The following is an 18166-nucleotide window of genomic DNA, read 5'->3' on the forward strand; positions in this document are numbered from 1 at the left end:
ATAGCGTTGGGGGGGTTTTTTTTTTTTTATTCCCCCCGGGCCCCCCGCGGGGGGCGGCCCCCGGCCCCGCGCCCCCCCCGCCCCGGGGGGGGGGGGGGGGGGCGGACGTCTTCCGGGCCCTCCGGGGGCCTATCGCGGATCAGTGATAGGCGACCGAAGAGTGCGGTGCGGCGGCGGGGGTGGAAGCCGCACCCGCGGTGGTCGGGATGTGCTGGGGCTCCTGCGACTGCGCGGCCTCGACGGAACCGGGCAGTGCCGCCTCGATCGGGGTCTTGCGGAGCAGGAGGGTGGTGATGACCGCGGTGAGGAGCATCAGGGCCGCACCGGCGATCGAGGCCACCTGGAGGCCGTGCGTGAAGGCCTCCCGGCTCGCGTCGAGCACCTGGGCGCCGACCTGCTGCGACTGGTGGGCGGCCACGTCGGCCGCACCGCCGATGGTGTTGCGCAGCGAGTCCAGCGCCGAGCCGGTGACGCCCTCGGGGCTGATCTTGGCCATGTCGTCGCGGTAGACGGCGGAGCCGATGGAGCCGAGCGAGGCGAAGCCGAAGGCGATGCCGAACTCGGTGAAGGTCTCGGAGGTCGCCACCGAGGAGCCGGCCTGCTCCGGCGGGGCCGAGGTGACCACGATCTCGGCGGCCAGCGTCTTCGACGCCACCATGCCGCCGGCCAGGAGGCCGACGCCGACGAGGACGATCGCGATGCTGGAGTCGACCTCGACCATCGTCAGGACGCCGAAGCCGGCGGCCATGATGACCAGGGCGGAGCCGATGAGGACGGCCGGGCGGACCTTGCGGCCGAGCGAGGCCGACAGGGCGACGGCGATGCCGATGGCCGGCATCGGGGCCAGCGACCACAGCGAGGCGGTGAGCGGGGAGTACCCGAGCACCATCTGGAGGTACTGGTTGGTCAGGACGCTGCTGCCCATCAGGGCGAAGGCGACCATCAGGTTGACGATGACCGCGCCGCTGAAGCCGCCGCTGCGGAACAGCGAGATGTTGATCATCGGGTTGGCCGCGGTCTTCTGACGGATCACGAAGGCGATGACCAGGAGGGCGCCGACGACGGCCCAGACGACCGCGCCCTGGCTGTAGCCCTCGATGACGAGCTCCTTGAACCCGTAGATCAGCGTCATGACGCCGCCCAGGGAGAGCGCGGTGCTCAGCAGGTCGAGCTTGCCGCGGTTCGGGTCGCGGTACTCGGGGAGCAGGAACGGCGCCGAGAGCAGGACCAGGACCATCACCGGGGTGTTGATCAGGAAGACCGAGCCCCACCAGAAGTTGTTCAGCAGGAGACCGCCGACGACGGGACCGATGGCGGCACCCGAGGTGAGCGTGCCACCCCAGGCCGCGATGGCCGTCTTGCGCTCCTTGGAGTCGTGGAACATGTTGCGGATCAGCGCCAGCGACGTCGGCGTCAGGGTCGACGCGGCGAGGCCGAGCAGGGCCCGCGAGGCGATGAGCATCTCAGGGCTGGTGGAGAAGGCGGCGCAGGCGGAGGCCACGCCGAACAGGGCGGCACCGATCAGCAGCAGCTTGCGCCGGCCGATGCGGTCGCCGAGCCAGCCGACGGTGACCAGGGTGCCGGCCAGGACGAAGCTGTAGATGTCCATGATCCACAGCAGCTGCGAGGCCGTGGGCGAGATGTCCTCGCTCAGCGGCGCGATCGCGAATCCCAGCACGGATACATCGACAGAGACCAGCAGGGTGACCAGAACGATCACTCCGAGGCCGATCCACTCCTTCGTTCCTGCCTTGGGCTTCAGTTCCGTCATGGCAATCGTCCATATCCTCTCGGCGTACGCGGCACGCAGAGCGTATCAGGTACGCACACGCGTGTCACGTACTCGTTGGGGGGTGGAGGGGTCGGTGGGGGGTTGCGCCGCGAACGGTGGGGGCGGGAACGGGTCCTGCGTGGAGCGGCGGAAGACAGCATGAGCGCCGTGGGGTGCGGTACCCCAGGCGCTCGTCGGAATTGATATGAGTGAGATCCTGCACGGAAATCGGATCGCCGTTACGGACGCTGACTGCTAACGCCGGGCCTTTGTAAGGCATTTCTGTATCCCTGAAAGCATGCGTATTTCCGGATGGGCGATTCGCCTGACTGTCGTCAGAGTTTCCGTACTGAACGCTAACGGAGCGATTTGCACCGGAGCCACCCCTATCCACCCCTAACCAGACCCCAGTTGTGCCGTTGCCGGCGCCAAGGGGTCAGGTCGGCTTCGCGGCGGGCGGGCGGGTCGGTCCCCGCCGGGGAGGGGTGGGACGGCTGTGATCCTAGGGGGCCCGGGGCCGTGCTCAGGGGTGGGCGGACCACCTTCCACCGAAGTAATTTTCGAGAGATCTCAGTCCGTCGCGAGTTTGTGGAACATACGTGCCGACTCGGCGCAGGGTCGAAATTCCTGCCCCGAGCGCACGGAAAGCGCATCTCGCCCGGGCGCCGTCGAATGGCATAGGAGGGTGTGCTCGGTGAGCAACGAGGAGAAGCTTCTCGGGTATCTACGCCGGGCTACCACCGACTTGCGTGAAGCCCGCAAGCGGCTGGCCGCGGCGGAGCGCAGGTCATCGGGTGAGCCGATCGCGATCGTGGGCATGGCCTGCCGGTACCCGGGCGGTGTCACCTCCCCGGACGACCTGTGGCGGCTCGTGGCCGAGGGCCGTGACGGCGTCTCCGCGTTCCCCGAGGACCGCGGCTGGAACACCGACGCCCTGTACGACCCCGAGCCGGGCAAGCCCGGCAGGACGATCACCCGCGAGGGCGGATTCCTCTACGACGCCGGCGACTTCGACGCGGGCCTCTTCGGGATCTCCCCGCGGGAGGCCCTGACCCTCGACCCCCAGCAGCGGCTGCTGCTGGAGACGTCGTGGGAGGCCATCGAGAACGCGGGCATCGCCCCGCACACCCTGCGCGGCACGAAGACCGGTGTCTTCGGCGGCGTCATGTACCACGACTACGCGCTGGGCACGGAAGCCGCGGCGACCACCGGCGGGAGCCTGGTCACCGGCCGCGTCGCGTTCAGCCTGGGCCTGGAGGGCCCGGCCCTGACGATCGACACGGCCTGCTCGTCCTCCCTCGTCGCCCTGCACCTGGCCGCGCAGTCCCTGAACTCCGGCGAGTCCACGCTCGCCCTGGCCGGCGGCGTCACTGTGATGACCGAGCCGGACATGTTCCTCTACTTCAGCCACCAGCGCGGCATGGCCGCCGACGGCCGCTGCAAGTCCTTCTCGGCCGACGCCGACGGGACCGGCTGCTCGGAGGGCGTCGGCGTCATCGTCCTGGAGAAGCTCTCGGACGCGCGCCGCAACGGGCACGAGGTCCTCGCCGTCATCCGCGGCTCAGCCGTCAACCAGGACGGCGCGTCCAGCTCCATGACCGCCCCCAACGGCCCCTCCCAGCAGCGCGTCATCCGCAGCGCCCTCGAAAACGCCGGCCTGACCATCGCCGACGTGGACGCCGTCGAGGCCCACGGCACCGGCACCCGCCTCGGCGACCCCATCGAGGCGCAGGCACTGCTCGCCACCTACGGGCAGGACCGCGACGAGGACAAGCCGCTGTGGCTCGGCTCCCTCAAGTCCAACCTCGCGCACACGCAGGCAGCGGCCGGCGTCGGCGGCGTCATCAAGATGGTCCAGGCACTGCGCCACGGCCTGCTGCCCAAGACCCTGTACGCCGAGGACCCGACCCCGCACGTCGACTGGACGGCCGGCAACGTCAAGCTGCTCACCGAGGCGGTCGCCTGGCCTGCCGGTGAGCGGCCGCGCCGCGCGGGCATCTCCTCCTTCGGCCTCAGCGGTACGAACGCCCACGTCATCGTCGAAGAGGCCCCGGCCGCCGACGCGGCGGAGGCCGACGGCGAGATCCGTACGCTCCCGCTGGTCCCCGTGGCCCTCTCGGGCCGTTCGGAGAAGGCCCTGGCCGAGCAGGCCGGGCGGTTGCACGCCCACCTCACCGGGCACGCGGACGTATCGCCCACCGACCTCGGGTTCTCGTCGGCGACCACCCGGACCGCGCACGAGCACCGGGCCGTCGTCGTCGGCGCAGACCGCGAGGAGCTCCTTTCCGGCCTGTCGGCGCTCGCCGAGGGTTCGGCGGCGCCCGTTGCCGTGCGGGGCGTCGTACGGGAGGGCCGCTCGGCCTTCCTGTTCACGGGTCAGGGCGCGCAGCGGCTGGGGATGGGGCGTGAACTGCATGCCGCTTTCCCGGTGTTCGCGGAGGCGCTGGATGCGGTGGTCGCCGCGCTGGACGCACACCTGGACACCCCGCTGTACGAGGTGATGTGGGGTGAGTCCGCCGAGGACGAGGCGCTGCTGAACAGCACCGCGTTCACGCAGCCGGCCCTCTTCGCGATCGAGACGGCGCTGTTCAGGCTGGTGGAGTCGTGGGGTGTGCGGCCCGACTTCCTGGCCGGGCACTCCATCGGCGAGATCACCGCGGCGCATGTGGCCGGGGTCCTCTCGCTGGAGGACGCGGCCCGCCTGGTCACCGCGCGCGGCCGCCTCATGCAGGCGCTCCCGGCAGGCGGAGCCATGGCCGCCATCGAAGCCACGGAGGAGGAAGTCCTTCCGTACGTCTCCGACCTGGTCGGCATCGCGGCGATCAACAGCCCGCGCTCCATCGTGGTGTCGGGTGCCGTGGACGCCGTCGAGGCGATCCAGGCGCAGTTCACCGAGCTGGGCCGCAAGACGACCCGGCTGCGCGTCTCGCACGCCTTCCACTCCCCGCTCATGGACCCGGCGCTCGCCGAGTTCCGCACCGTCGCCGAATCCGTGACCTACGCGCCCGCCCGGATCCCGGTCGTCGCCGGGGTCCACGGCGAGATCAGCGAGGACTGGGGCACCCCCGACTACTGGACCCGCCACCTGCGCGAGGCCGTCCGCTTCTCCGACACCGTCCAGCACCTGGCCGCCAAGGGCGTCCAGACGTTCGTCGAGCTCGGCCCCGACGCGATCCTGACCGCGCTCACCCAGAACACCCTCGACGGCGAAGACGCGGTGGTCGAACCCGCCGTACGCAAGAACCGGCCCGAGGCGCGCACGCTCCTGACCGCCCTCGCCCGCCTGCACGCCACCGGCACGCCCGTCGACTGGACCGCCTTCTACGCCGGGACCGGCGCGGCGCCGGTCGCACTGCCGACGTACGCCTTCCAGCGCGAGCGGTACTGGATGATCGCCGACCTCGCGGGCGGCGGCGACGCCACCGCCTTCGGCCTCGCGCCCGCCGACCACCCGCTGCTCGGTGCGGTCATCTCCTCTCCCGACACGGACGGGGTGACCTTCAGCGGTCGCCTCGGCGTCGACACCCAGCCCTGGCTGGCCGACCACGACGTGCTCGGCGCCGTGCTGCTGCCCGGCACCGGCTTCGTCGAACTCGCCCTGCACGCCGGTGAGCAGGTGGGCCACACCACCCTGGAGGAGCTCATCCTCCAGGCCCCCCTCGTCCTGCCCGAGCACGGCGGCGTCGCGCTCCAGGTCTCGGTCGCAGGCCCGGACGAGCTGGACCGCCGGGCCGTGCTCATCCACTCCCGGCCCCAGGACTGCCTGCCCGACACCCCCTGGGTGCTGCACGCCCAGGGCCTGCTCGCCGAGGCTCCCGTCGCGGCCGGCGCGGACCTCACCGCGTGGCCGCCGGCCGGCGCCGCCGAGGTGGCCGTGGGCGAGGCGTACGAGCTGCTCCAGGAGCGCGGCTACCACTACGGTCCGGTGTTCCAGGGCCTCAAGGCCGCCTGGCGCCAGGGCGACGCGGTGTACGCCGAGATCGAACTGCCCGAGCAGGCGCACGAGGACGCCGCCCGCTTCGGCATCCACCCCGCCCTCCTCGACGCCGCCCTGCACGGTTCGCTGCTCGACGACGGCCAGGGCGGCTCCGACTCCGGCGTGTCCGGCGTGCTGCTGCCGTTCGCGTGGCGGGGGGTGCGCTTCCACGCCGTCGGCGCGACCCGGCTGCGCGTGCGGATCGCCCCCTCCGGCCCGGACGGCATCACCCTCGACGGCGCCGACGCGGACGGCCTCCCCGTCTTCTCCGTCGAATCGCTGGTCTCGCGGGCCGCCGCCCCGGCTCCCGAATCCTCCGGACAGGCCCCGGGCGGGGCGCTGTTCGCCGTGGAGCTCCGGCCGCTGCCCGCCCCCACCGCCACTCCCGCCCCGCTGACCTGGGGCCTGTGGGAGGCGGACGACCGCACCCGGCCCGCGCGGGACGTACTGGTCCTGGAGGGGTCCGATGCCTCCGACGCGGCCGGGGACACCGCCGCCCGGGTGCACGCGGCCACGGCCCGGGCCCTGGTCCGCGTACAGGAGTGGCTCGCGGACGAGCGGTACGCCGACTCCCGCCTGCTCGTCGTCACCCGCGGCGCGGTCGCCGCGCCCGGAGAGGGCGTCACGGACCTGGCCGGTGCGGCGGTCCGCGGTCTGATGCGCTCGGCCCAGGCCGAGAACCCCGGCCGGATCGTCCTGGCCGACCTCGAACACGGCGCCGACCTCGAACCCGGCTCGGCCGAACTCCCGGTGGAGCCCGCCGTCCTGCTCGCCGCCGCCGAGCCCGAGATCGTCGTACGCGGCGGCGCGCTGTACGCCCCGCGCCTGGTCCGCGCCACGGCCGGTGCCACGGCGGAGCAGACGATCCGCTTCGACGCCCCCGGCGCCGTCCTGCTCGCCGGCGGCACCGGCACACTGGGCCGCCTGGTGGCCCGCCACCTCGTGGCCGAGCACGGCGTACGCGAGCTCCTGCTGGTCAGCCGCCGCGGCCCCGAGGCCCCCGGCGCCGCCGACCTGCACGCCGAGCTCACCGGCCTCGGCGCCGAAGTCACCCTCGCCGCCTGCGACCTCGCCGACCCGGACCGGGCGCGCGAGCTGCTCGCCCGCCACCGGGTGTCCGCGGTGATCCACCTCGCGGGCGTCCTCGGCGACGTCACCATCGGCTCGCTCACCCCCGAGCTGCTGGCCGGGTCGCTGCGCCCCAAGGCCGACGCCGCGTGGAACCTCCACGAGCTGACCCGCGACCAGGACCTGTCCGCCTTCGTACTGTTCTCCTCGGTCGCCGGTGTCCTCGGCAACCCGGGCCAGGGCAACTACGCGGCGGGCAACGCCTTCCTCGACGCCCTCGCCGCCCACCGCCGGGCCGAGGGCCTGCCCGGCCAGTCGCTCGCCTGGGGCCTGTGGGCCACCGAGGGCGACGGCGGCTCCGTCAGCGGCGACGGCATGGCGGAGGAGCTGAACGGCACCGACCTGCAGCGCATGCGCCGCTCCGGCATCGGCGCGCTGTCCGCCGCCGACGGCCTGGCCCTGTTCGAGGCCGCCACCACCTCGGCCGACGCCGTCCTGCTGCCGCTCGCCCTGGACCTCGCCGCCCTGCGCGCGGCCGAGGACCTGCCCGCGCAGTTCTCCGCCCTGGTCCGCAGGCGCGCCCGCGCGGCGGCCCGTACCGGCGGAGCCCGCACCGCCGGCCGCGGCCGGGAGCTCGCAGCGCTGCCGGAGAAGGAGCGCCGCCGCGCCCTGCTGGACCTCGTACGCGGCCAGGTGGCCTCGATCCTGGGGCACTCCACCACGGCCGAGGTCGGACCGGAGCGCGCCTTCAACGAGCTGGGCTTCGACTCGCTCACCGCACTGGAACTGCGCAACCAGCTCACCACCGCGACCGGGCTGCGGCTGACCCCGACGCTCGTCTTCGACCACCCGAACGCCCAGGCGGTCGCCGAGCACCTCGACACCCTCCTCGCAGGATCCGCCGTCACCGCCCCGGCCGCGACCGCCGCGGGGGGCAGGACGGGCACCGCGGACGACGACGACCCGATCGTGATCGTCGGCATGGCCTGCCGCTACCCGGGCGGCGTCCGCTCCCCCGAGGAGCTGTGGCGCCTCGTCGAGGACGAGGTCGACGCGATCACCGAGTTCCCGGTCAACCGAGGCTGGGACCTCGACGGGCTGTACGACCCGGAGCCGGGCACCCCCGGCAAGGTGTACGTACGCCACGGCGGCTTCCTGCACGACGCCGACGAGTTCGACCCCGCGTTCTTCGGCATGAGCCCCAACGACGCCCTGACCACGGACCCGCAGCACCGGCTGCTGCTGGAGGTCGCCCACGAGGCGCTGGAGCGCGCGGCGATCGACCAGGCCTCGCTGAAGGGCACCCCGACCGGCGTGTTCGCCGGGATCATGTACCACGACTACACGGGCAACAGCGCCGCCGGTTCGCTCGGTTCGGGCCGCGTCTCCTATACGTTCGGCCTCGAAGGCCCGTCCGTGACGGTGGACACCGCCTGCTCCTCCTCGCTGGTAGCCCTGCACCTCGCGGCGCAGGCCCTGCGGTCCGGCGAATGCCCGCTGGCGCTGGTGGGCGGCGTGACCGTGATGTCGTCCACGGAGACCTTCGTGGAGTTCTCGCGGCAGCGGGGCCTGTCCAAGGACGGGCGGTGCAAGTCGTTCTCGGACGCGGCCGACGGCGCCGCCTGGTCCGAGGGCGTCGGCGTCCTCGTCATCGAGCGGTTGTCGGACGCGCGGAGCAACGGGCACCGGGTGCTCGCCGTGCTGCGCGGCAGCGCGGTGAACCAGGACGGTGCGAGCAACGGCCTGATGGCGCCGAACGGGCCCTCGCAGCAGCGGGTCATCCGCCAGGCCCTGGCCAACGCGGGGCTGTCGACCGCCGATGTCGACCTCGTCGAGGCGCACGGTACGGGCACCACCCTCGGCGACCCGATCGAGGCGCAGGCGCTGCTCGCGACGTACGGGCAGGGCCGCGGCGACGCGGAGCCGCTGTGGCTGGGGTCCGTCAAGTCGAACATCGGGCACACGCAGGCCGCCGCCGGCGTGGCCGGGGTCATCAAGATGGTGCAGGCGCTGCAGACCGGCATCATGCCGAAGTCCCTGCACCTGGACGCGCCGTCGACCAAGGTCGACTGGGAGGCGGGCGCGGTCCGGCTGCTCGACGAGGCCCGCAAGTGGCCCGCCTCGGACCGCCCGCGCCGCGCCGGCGTCTCCTCCTTCGGCATCAGCGGCACGAACGCCCACGTCATCCTGGAGGCCCCGGCCCTCCCGGAGGCCCCCGCCTCCGACGCCCCGGCCGCGCCGGAGGCCCCGGCGCGGGTCGTGCCCTGGCTGCTGTCCGCCCGGGACGCGGAGGGGCTCGTACGGCAGGCAGGGCGGCTGCTGGGGCACCTGGACACGCTGCCCGCGGCCGAGCTGCGCGACGTCGGGTTCTCGCTGGCGGCCACGCGGGCGCCCATGGAGCACCGGGTCGCGCTCGTCGCGACCGATTCCGCGCAGGCCCGCCAGGCGCTGGCCGCGCTCGCGTCCGGCGCGCCCGCCGCCGTGCCCGCCGTACGGGCGGCCGCCGCCGGCGGACTCACCGCCTTCCTGTTCTCCGGCCAGGGTGCCCAGCGCCCCGGCATGGGGCGCGGACTGCACGCCGCCTTCCCGGTGTTCGCCGAGGCCTTCGACGCCGCCGTCGCGGAGCTCGACCGGCACCTGGACCGGCCGCTGCGCGAGGTCGTCTGGGGCGAGGACGCGGCGGAGCTCGGCCGCACCCTCTACACACAGACCGGGCTCTTCGCCTTCGAGACGGCCCTCTTCCGGCTGCTGGAGTCCTGGGGTGTGCGGCCGGACTTCCTCGCCGGGCACTCCATCGGCGAGATCACCGCCGCCCACGTCAGCGGCGTTCTGTCCCTGGCCGACGCGGCCAGGCTGGTCGCCGCCCGCGGCCGGCTCATGCAGGCCCTGCCCTCCGGCGGAGCCATGGCGGCCGTCCAGGCCTCCGAGGACGAGGTGCTGCCGCTGCTCACCGGCGCCGTCAGCATCGGCGCGGTCAACGGCCCGCAGTCCGTGGTCGTCTCCGGCGCCGAGGACGAAGTCCTCGCGATCCAGGAGCACTTCACGGCCCAGGGCCGCAAGACCTCCCGGCTGCGCGTCTCCCACGCCTTCCACTCGCCGCTGATGGAGCCGATGCTCGCCGAGTTCGGAGCCGTCGCGGCCGGGCTCACCCCGGCCGAGCCCCGGATCCCGCTCGTCTCGAACGTGACCGGCCGGATCATGACCGCCGAGGAGATCGCCGATCCGCAGTACTGGGTCCGGCACGTCCGGCAGGCCGTCCGCTTCTCCGACGGCGTACGCGCCCTCGCCGAGGCCGGGGCCACCGCCTTCGTCGAGGTCGGCCCGGACGCCGTCCTCGCGGGCCTCGGCCCCGCCTGCCTCGCCGACTCCGACACCGACTCCGACTCCGGCATCGGCACCGGCGCCGCCGACACCCCGGTGTTCGTGGCGCTCTCGCGGCGCGAACGCGACGAGGAGCACACCCTCGTGGCCGCCCTCGCCCAGGCCCACACCCACGGCGTCGACGTCGACTGGTCCGGCTTCTTCGCCGGCAGCGGCGCCCGGCGCATCGAGCTGCCGACGTACGCCTTCCGCCGCGACCGCTTCTGGGCGCTCGACGAGCGTCGCGGCGGGGACGCCGGATCGCTCGGCCTCGACGCCGTCGACCACCCGCTGCTGAGCGCGGTCGTCCCCGCACCCGTCACCGGCGGGGCCACCTTCACCGGCCGCCCGGCCCGCTCCGCCCAGCCCTGGCTGGAGGACCACGACCTGCTCGGCACGGTCGTCCTCCCGGCCACCGGCCTCGTGGAGCTGGCCCTGCGCGCCGGAGCCGAGTTCGGCTGCGACCGGCTGGCCGGCCTGACCCTGCACGCCCCGCTGCCGCTGCCCGAGCAGGGCGGCGTCCCCCTCCACGTGGTGGTGGGCGCGCCCGGCGCGGACGGTCCGCGCCCGGTCGCCGTGTACTCCCGGGCCGAAGACGCCGACGGCGACGCCGACTCCGGCTGGAGCCTGCACGCCGAAGGCACCCTCACCACCGGCTCCGCCACCACCCCCGCCGATCTGTCGGCGTGGCCGCCCGCGGGCGCCGCGCCCGTCGCGGTGGCCGACGCGTACGAGCGGCTGCTCGCCCGCGGCTACGGGTACGGCCCCGTCTTCCAGGGCCTGCAGGCGGCCTGGCGGCGCGGCGGCGAACTGTTCGCCGAGATCGCGCTGCCCGGCGACACGGGCTCCGGCGAGGCCGCGGCCGACCGGTTCACCGTCCACCCCGCCCTGCTCGACGCGGCCCTGCACCTCGACCGCCTCGACCGCCTCGACCAGCTCGACACCGACGCCCCGGCCCCGCTGGCCACCGCCTCCTGGACCGACCTCCAGGTGCACCGGACCGGCGCCGCCGCCCTCCGGGTCCGCATCACCCGGGACGCGCAGGGCGCACTCGCCCTCGAAGCGGCCGACGAGGAGGGCCGTCCCGTCCTGTCGGCGGGCGCGGTCACCCAGCGGGCCGTCTCGGGAGACGAGCTCCGCACCGGCGAACTGCCCGGCGCCCTCTACCGGCTGACCTGGGTCCAGTCCCCCGTCGGCGGCACCGCGGCGCAGGCGGCGCCCGTCCTCTTCGAGTGCCCCGTACCCGAAGGGGCCGCCGACGCCGACGCGGCCGACCGGGCCCGCACGGTGGCCGCGGCCACCCTGGCCCGGCTCGCGCAGTGGCTCGGCGAGGAGCAGGCCGCGCCCCTGGCCGTCGTCACCCGCGGGGCCGTCGCGGTCCGCGAGGACGAGGGCGCCGACCTCGCCCAGGCTCCCGTACGGGGTCTGGTACGGGCCGCCCAGGGCGAGCACCCCGGCCGGTTCGTGCTGGCCGACCTCGACGACACCGAGGCCTCCCGGCAGGCGCTGCCCGCCGCCCTCGGCGCCGGGCTCACCGAGTTCGCGATCCGCGCCGGCGCCGTCCTCGTGCCCCGGCTGGCCAAGGCCGCCGCACCGCAGGGGGAGCTGCCGTCCCTGGCGGCCGGCACGGTCCTGGTGACCGGCGCCGGGTCCGCCGCCGGCGCGGCCGTGGCCCGCCGCCTGGTGACCGCGTACGGCGCCACCCGCCTCCTGCTCGTCCGCACGCCGGCCGCCACCGGCACGGACCCGCAGCCGGCTCCCGCCCACGATGCCGGCACCGCACCGCAGCACGCGGACGGCCTCTCCCGGCTCGCCGCCGAGTTCGCCGGGTCCGCGGTCACGGTGGACACCGCCGACTGCGACCCCGCCGACCGCACCGCCCTCGCCGCGCTGCTGGCCTCCGTACCCGCCGGGCACCCGCTCATCGCGGTCGTCCACGCCGACCTCCCGGCCGGCGCCACGCGCACCGACGCGCAGGACCTGGCCACGCTCGACGCCGACCTGCGGCGCAGCGCCGGCGCGGCCTGGAACCTGCACGAGCTCACCCGCGAGAACCGCCTCGCGGTCTTCCTGCTGCCGTCCTCCTCCGCCGGGCTGATGCACGGCGCCGGACAGGGCGCCCGGGCCGCCGCGGCCGGCTTCCTCACCGCGCTCGCCCGGCACCGCCACACCCTCGGACTCGCCGCCACCACCCTCGCCTTCGGGCCCTGGGAGGCGGCCGCCGAGCCCGCCGGGCAGACGGAGCTGCTGGCCTCGCTCGGACTGCCCGCCCTGGGCGCCGAGCGCGGACTGGCCCTGCTCGACGAGGCGCTGCGCGGTGCCGAGCCCGACCTGACCGCCCTCGACCTCGACCGCGGCACGCTCCGCGCGGCCACCGGCCGGGTCCCGGCCGTCCTGGCCGGCTTCGTACGGACCCCCGCCGGCCGCTCCGGCCGCGGCGGCGCCGACGAGGCCGACCGGCTGCGGCGCCGGCTGACCGGCCTGGACGCGCAGGAGCGGGAGCGGCTGCTCCTGGAGCTGGTGCGCTCGCAGGTGGCCGGACTGCTCGGCCACGCCTCGGCCGAAGCCGTCGCCGCCGACCAGTCCTTCCAGGAACTGGGCTTCGACTCCCTGGCCGTGGTCGAACTCCGCAGCCGCCTCGGCTCGGCCACCGGACTGGCCCTCCCGGCGAGCCTCGCCTTCGACTTCCCGACCTCGCGGGCCGTGGCCGGCTACCTGGCCGCCGCCGTCCAGCCCGAGGGCGACGACGGGTCGCGAGGGGTCACGGAGGCGCTGGACCAGCTGGACGCGGCCCTGGCGGCCGTCGCCCGGGGCGCCGCCGACCCGGCCCGGATCACCGCACGGCTCGAAGCGGTACTGCGCCGCTGGCAGGACACCCGCACCACCGAACCGGCCGACCCGGAGCAGGACTTCCAGGCGGTCACCGACGACGAGCTGTTCGAGGCACTGGACCGGGAGCTCGGGCTCTGACCCGCCGCGACAACGACCCCGACCGCCGCGATCCACAGTTGGCTTCAGATTGGTTGACTTCAGATGCCTGACCAGGACAAACTCCGCGACTATCTCAAGCGTGCCACCGCCGACCTGCAGAGCGCCAAGAGGCGCCTGCGCGAGGCCGAGGCCCGCGAGCACGAGCCGATCGCGATCGTCGGGATGAGCTGCCGCTACCCCGGCGGGATCGGCTCCCCCGAGGACCTGTGGGACCTGGTGGCCTCCGGCGGCGACGGGATCACCGGCTTCCCGCTCAACCGGGGCTGGGACGTCGACGGGCTGTACGACCCGGAGCCGGGCACGCCCGGCAAGTCGTACGCCCGCGAAGGCGGGTTCCTGCACGACGCGGACCGGTTCGACGCCGACTTCTTCAAGATCAGCCCGAAGGAGGCGCGGGAGACCGACCCCCAGCAGCGCTTGCTGCTGGAGACCTCCTGGGAGGCGCTGGAGCGCGCCACCATCGACCCGCACTCGCTGCGCGGCAGCCGCACCGGCGTGTACGCGGGCGTCGTCTACCACGACTACCCCTCCGACGGCGGGATCGGCGGCCTCGGCTCCATCGCCTCCGGCCGCATCTCCTACACCCTCGGCCTGGAGGGCCCCGCGGTCACCGTGGACACGGCCTGCTCCTCCTCGCTGGTCGCCCTGCACTGGGCGGTCAAGGCCCTGCGCGCCGGCGAGTGCGGCCTGGCGCTGGCCGGCGGCGTGACCGTGATGGCGACACCGACCTCCTTCGTCGGCTTCAGCCAGGAGCGCGGCCTCGCCCCCAACGGCCGCTGCAAGTCCTTCGCCGCGGCCGCCGACGGCACCGGCTGGGGCGAGGGCGCCGGCATGCTCGTCGTCGAGCGGCTCTCCGACGCCCGCAGGAACGGCCACCCGGTGCTCGCCGTCATCCGAGGCAGCGCCATCAACCAGGACGGCGCCTCCAACGGCATCACCGCCCCCAACGGCCCGTCCCAGCAGCGGCTGATCGAGCAGACGCTGGCCGGCGCGCAGCTCACCGCCGACCAGGTCGACGCGGTCGAGGCGCACGGTACGGGCACGACCCTCGGCGACCCCATCGAGGCGCAGGCGCTGCTCGCCACGTACGGCAAGGGCCGCTCCGCGGACCGGCCGCTGTGGCTGGGCTCCATCAAGTCGAACATCGGGCACGCGCAGGCCGCGGCCGGGGTCGGCGGCATCATCAAGATGGTCGAGGCGATCCGCCACGGCGTCCTGCCCAAGACCCTGCACGTCGACGAGCCGAGCCCCAAGGTGGACTGGTCGGCGGGCAACATCCGGCTGCTCACCGAGGCCGTCGCCTGGCCCGAGACCGGGCAGCCGCGGCGCGCCGCCGTCTCCGCGTTCGGCCTCAGCGGCACCAACGCCCACGTCATCATCGAGGCCGCGCCGGCCGAGGAGGCCCCGGAGGGCGAGGACGCCCCCGAAGCCGCCGCCCCCGAGGCGGCCGCCCCCGAAGCGGCCGCCCCCGAAGCCGTCCCCGCGCTGCTGCCGCTCTCGGCGAAGACCGCCGACGCGCTGCGCGCCCAGGCCGCCAACCTGCTGGACCACCTGGCCTCTCCGGACGCCGCCGGTGACGAGGCGACCGTACGCGACCTCGGCCACTCGCTGGCCGTCACCCGCGCCGCGCTGGAGCACCGCGCCGTCCTCCTCGCCGCCGACCGCGAGGAGCTCGTACGGGGCCTCGCGGCGCTCGCCGAGGGGGACCTCCCGGGCGACGCGGCCCGGGCCGTCGCCGAACCGGACGTCCGCACCGCCTTCCTCTTCTCCGGGCAGGGTGCCCAGCGCCTGGGCATGGGCCGGGAACTGCACGCCGCCTTCCCCGTCTTCGCCGAGGCCCTCGACGAGGCGGCCGCCGCCCTCGACGCCCACCTCGACACCCCGCTGAAGGACGTGATGTGGGGCGGGGAAGAGGAGGCGCTGAACCGCACCGTCTACGCCCAGCCCGCGCTCTTCGCCGTCGAGACCGCCCTGTTCCGGCTCGTCCGCTCCTGGGGCCTGCGCCCCGACCTGCTGGCCGGCCACTCCATCGGCGAGATCGCCGCGGCCCACGCGGCCGGGGTCCTCGACCTCGCCGACGCCGCCCGCCTCGTCACCGCGCGCGGCCGCCTCATGCAGGCCCTGCCCGCGGGCGGTGCGATGGCCGCGGTCCAGGCCACCGAGGAGGAGGTCCGCCCCCACCTCACGGACGGCGTGGGCATCGCCGCGGTCAACGGCCCCCGCGCGGTGGTCGTCTCCGGCGAGCAGGACACCGTCCGCGCCATCGCCGCCCACTTCGGGCAGGAGGGCCGCAAGACCAAGGAACTGCGGGTCTCGCACGCCTTCCACTCCCCGCTCATGGACCCCATGCTCGAGGAGTTCCGCGCCGTCGCCCAGAGCGTGACCTTCCGCGAGGCCCGGATCCCCGTCGTGTCGAACCTGACCGGCCGCCCCGCCGGGGACGGCGAGCTGCAGAGCGCCGACTACTGGGTCCGCCACGTCCGCGAGGCCGTCCGCTTCTCCGACGCCCTGCGCGCGATCGAGGCCGACGGCGTCCGCGTCCTGCTCGAACTGGGCCCGGACGCCGCGCTCACCCCGATGGCCGCCGACTCGCTCACGGCCGAAGCCGGAGCCGTCATCGCTCCCGCCCTGCGCCGCGGCCGCGACGAGGAGCGCACGCTCCTGGCCGCCGTCGCCCAGGCGTTCGCCCGCGGCGCGGCCCTGGACTGGCCGGCCCTGTTCGCGGCCCGCCCGGCGCTCCGCCCCGCCCGACGGCCGGCGCTGCCGACCTACGCCTTCCAGCACCGCAGCTTCTGGGCCGACGCCGTCCCGGCCACCCCGGGCCTGCTCGCCGCCGCGCAGGGGGGCGGGAGCGGCGCGGCCGACCCGGCCGACACCGCCTTCTGGGACTCCGTCGAGCACGCCGACGTCGACTCCCTCGCCGACCGGCTGGAGATCGCCGCCGAGCCGCTCCACGAGGTGCTGCCCGCCCTCTCCAAGTGGCGCCGCCGCCACCAGGACGCGTACACGCTCGACTCCTGGCGCTACCGCGTCGTCTGGCAGCCCGCCCCCGAGGCCCTGCCCGCCCCGGCCCTGACCGGCACCTGGCTCGTCGCGGTGACCCCGCAGAGCGCCACCGACCCCCGGGTCGCCGCCGTGCTCGCGGCGCTGGCCGAGAGCGGGGCCGCCCCCGAGACCGTCGAGGTCGCCGGGGAGGACCGCACGGCGCTGACCGAGGAGCTCCGTACGCGCGCGGCCGCCGGGGTGCTCTCGCTGCTCTCCCTCGACGAGCGGCCCCACCCCGGACACCCCGGCCTCACCCGGGGCCTGGCCGCCACCATCACCCTCGTACAGGCCCATGGCGACGCCGGGCTCGGCGCCCCGCTGTGGCTCGCCACCGCCGAGGCGGCCGCCGTCGCCGGCTCCCACGAGGTGGCGGCCGTCGCCCAGACCCCGCTGTGGGGTCTGGCCGGCGCCCTCGCCCTGGACCTGCCGCAGACCTGGGGCGGCATCGTCGACCTGCCCGCCTCCGTCGACGCCGCCGCGGCCCGGCTGCTGTGCTCGCTGCTCACCGGCACCTCCGGCGAGGACGCCGTCGCGATCCGCCCGCAGGGCGTCTTCGTACGCCGCCTCGTCCGCGCCCCCCTCGCCGGGCAGGAACCCCGCCGCACCTGGCAGCCCCGTGGCACCGTCCTCATCACGGGCGGCACCGGCGGCCTCGGCGCCCACGTGGCCCGTACGTTCGCCGCCGAAGGCGCCGCACACCTGCTGCTCACCAGCCGCCGCGGCCGGGCCGCAGCCGGCACGGCCGAGCTCGAAGCCGAACTGACCGCCCTCGGCGCCCGCGTGAGCATCGAGGCCTGCGACGTCACCGACCGGGCCTCCCTGACCCGCGTCCTGGACTCCGTACCCGAGGACCAGCCGCTCACCGCCGTCGTCCACGCGGCCGGCGCGATGCAGCGCATCGCCCCGCTCGCCGACCTCTCCCTCGAGGAGTTCGCCGAGGTCGGCCACGCCAAGGTGGCCGGAGCCGTCCTCCTCGACGAACTGCTCGCCGACCGGGCGCTGGACGCCTTCGTCCTCTTCTCCTCCGGCGCGGCCGTCTGGGGCAGCGCCGGCCAGAGCGCCTACGCCGCCGCCAACGCCCACCTCGACGGCCTCGCCCACCGCCGCCGCGCCCAGGGCCGTACGGTGACCTCCGTCGCCTGGAGCTCGTGGGACGGCGGCATGGTCGACGCCGAACTGGGCGCCATGATGCGCCGGATCGGCGCCCCCGCCATGCGCCCCTCCATCGCCGTCGGCGCGCTGCGCCAGGTCATCGAGCACGACGAGAGCCACCTCGTGGTAGCCGAGTTCGACTGGGAGCGCTTCGTCCCCACCTACACCCTCGCCCGGCCCCGCCCGCTGCTGAACGCCCTGCCCGAGGTGCGCGACATCCTCGCCGGGGCCGACGCGGGCGCCGCGGCGGGCGGCGGTTCCGCCCTGGTCGCCTCGCTCGCCGCGAAGCCGGAGGCGGAGCAGACCCGTGCCCTGCTGGACCTGGTCCGCGGCAAGGTCGCGGCCCTGCTCGGCTACGACTCCCCGGCGGAGCTGGAGCCCACCCGCGCCTTCGAGGACCTCGGCTTCGACTCCGTCGCCGCCGTCGAACTGCGGGCCCGCCTGAGCGAGGCGACCGGCGCGAACCTCCCGAGCACGATGGTGTTCGACTACGCGACCCCCGCCGCGCTCGCCGCCTTCCTGCGCACCGAGCTGTTCCAGGACGGCGACGCGGGCCCGGCCGACGTGCTCACCGAGCTGGACCGCTTCGAGGAGCTCGCCGCCTCCCTCGACATCGAGCAGATCCGCTCCAGCCGGATCACCTCGCGGCTGCAGGCCCTGGTCGGCAGGCTCACCGACCTCCAGGGAACCGGCGAGATGGTCCGCGACCAGCTCGAATCCGCCTCGGCGGACGACGTCTTCGCCTTCATCGACAGAGAACTCGGCCTGGCCTGACCGAGCCCCGAGCACGTTGCCGACACATT

Annotated in this window: 3 protein-coding genes; 2 read left to right on the forward strand and 1 reads right to left on the reverse strand. The window is 74.9% G+C overall.

Features of this window, described 5'->3' with window-relative positions; all coding sequences use genetic code 11:
* Window positions 1-139: 139 nt before the first annotated feature.
* Window positions 140-1771, reverse strand: coding sequence for an MFS transporter (locus tag ACFXGI_RS31360; RefSeq protein ID WP_384713970.1), 1632 nt, complete (start codon window positions 1769-1771; stop codon window positions 140-142).
* Window positions 1772-2465: 694 nt separating this feature from the next.
* On the opposite strand from ACFXGI_RS31360, the gene ACFXGI_RS31365 reads away from it, so the two are divergent.
* Both ACFXGI_RS31365 and ACFXGI_RS31370 read left to right on the forward strand, forming a co-directional pair.
* Entirely contained in the window at window positions 2466-13145 is a 10680-nt protein-coding gene (locus tag ACFXGI_RS31365) for a beta-ketoacyl synthase N-terminal-like domain-containing protein (RefSeq protein WP_384713973.1), read from the forward strand.
* Window positions 13146-13208: 63 nt separating this feature from the next.
* Complete coding sequence (locus ACFXGI_RS31370) at window positions 13209-18137, forward strand: type I polyketide synthase (RefSeq protein WP_384713976.1); 4929 nt, start codon at window positions 13209-13211, stop codon at window positions 18135-18137.
* The last annotated feature ends 29 nt before the right edge of the window (window positions 18138-18166 follow it).

It is taken from the genome of Streptomyces sp. NPDC059355 (assembly GCF_042752335.1).
In the GTDB taxonomy this organism is placed as follows: domain Bacteria; phylum Actinomycetota; class Actinomycetes; order Streptomycetales; family Streptomycetaceae; genus Streptomyces.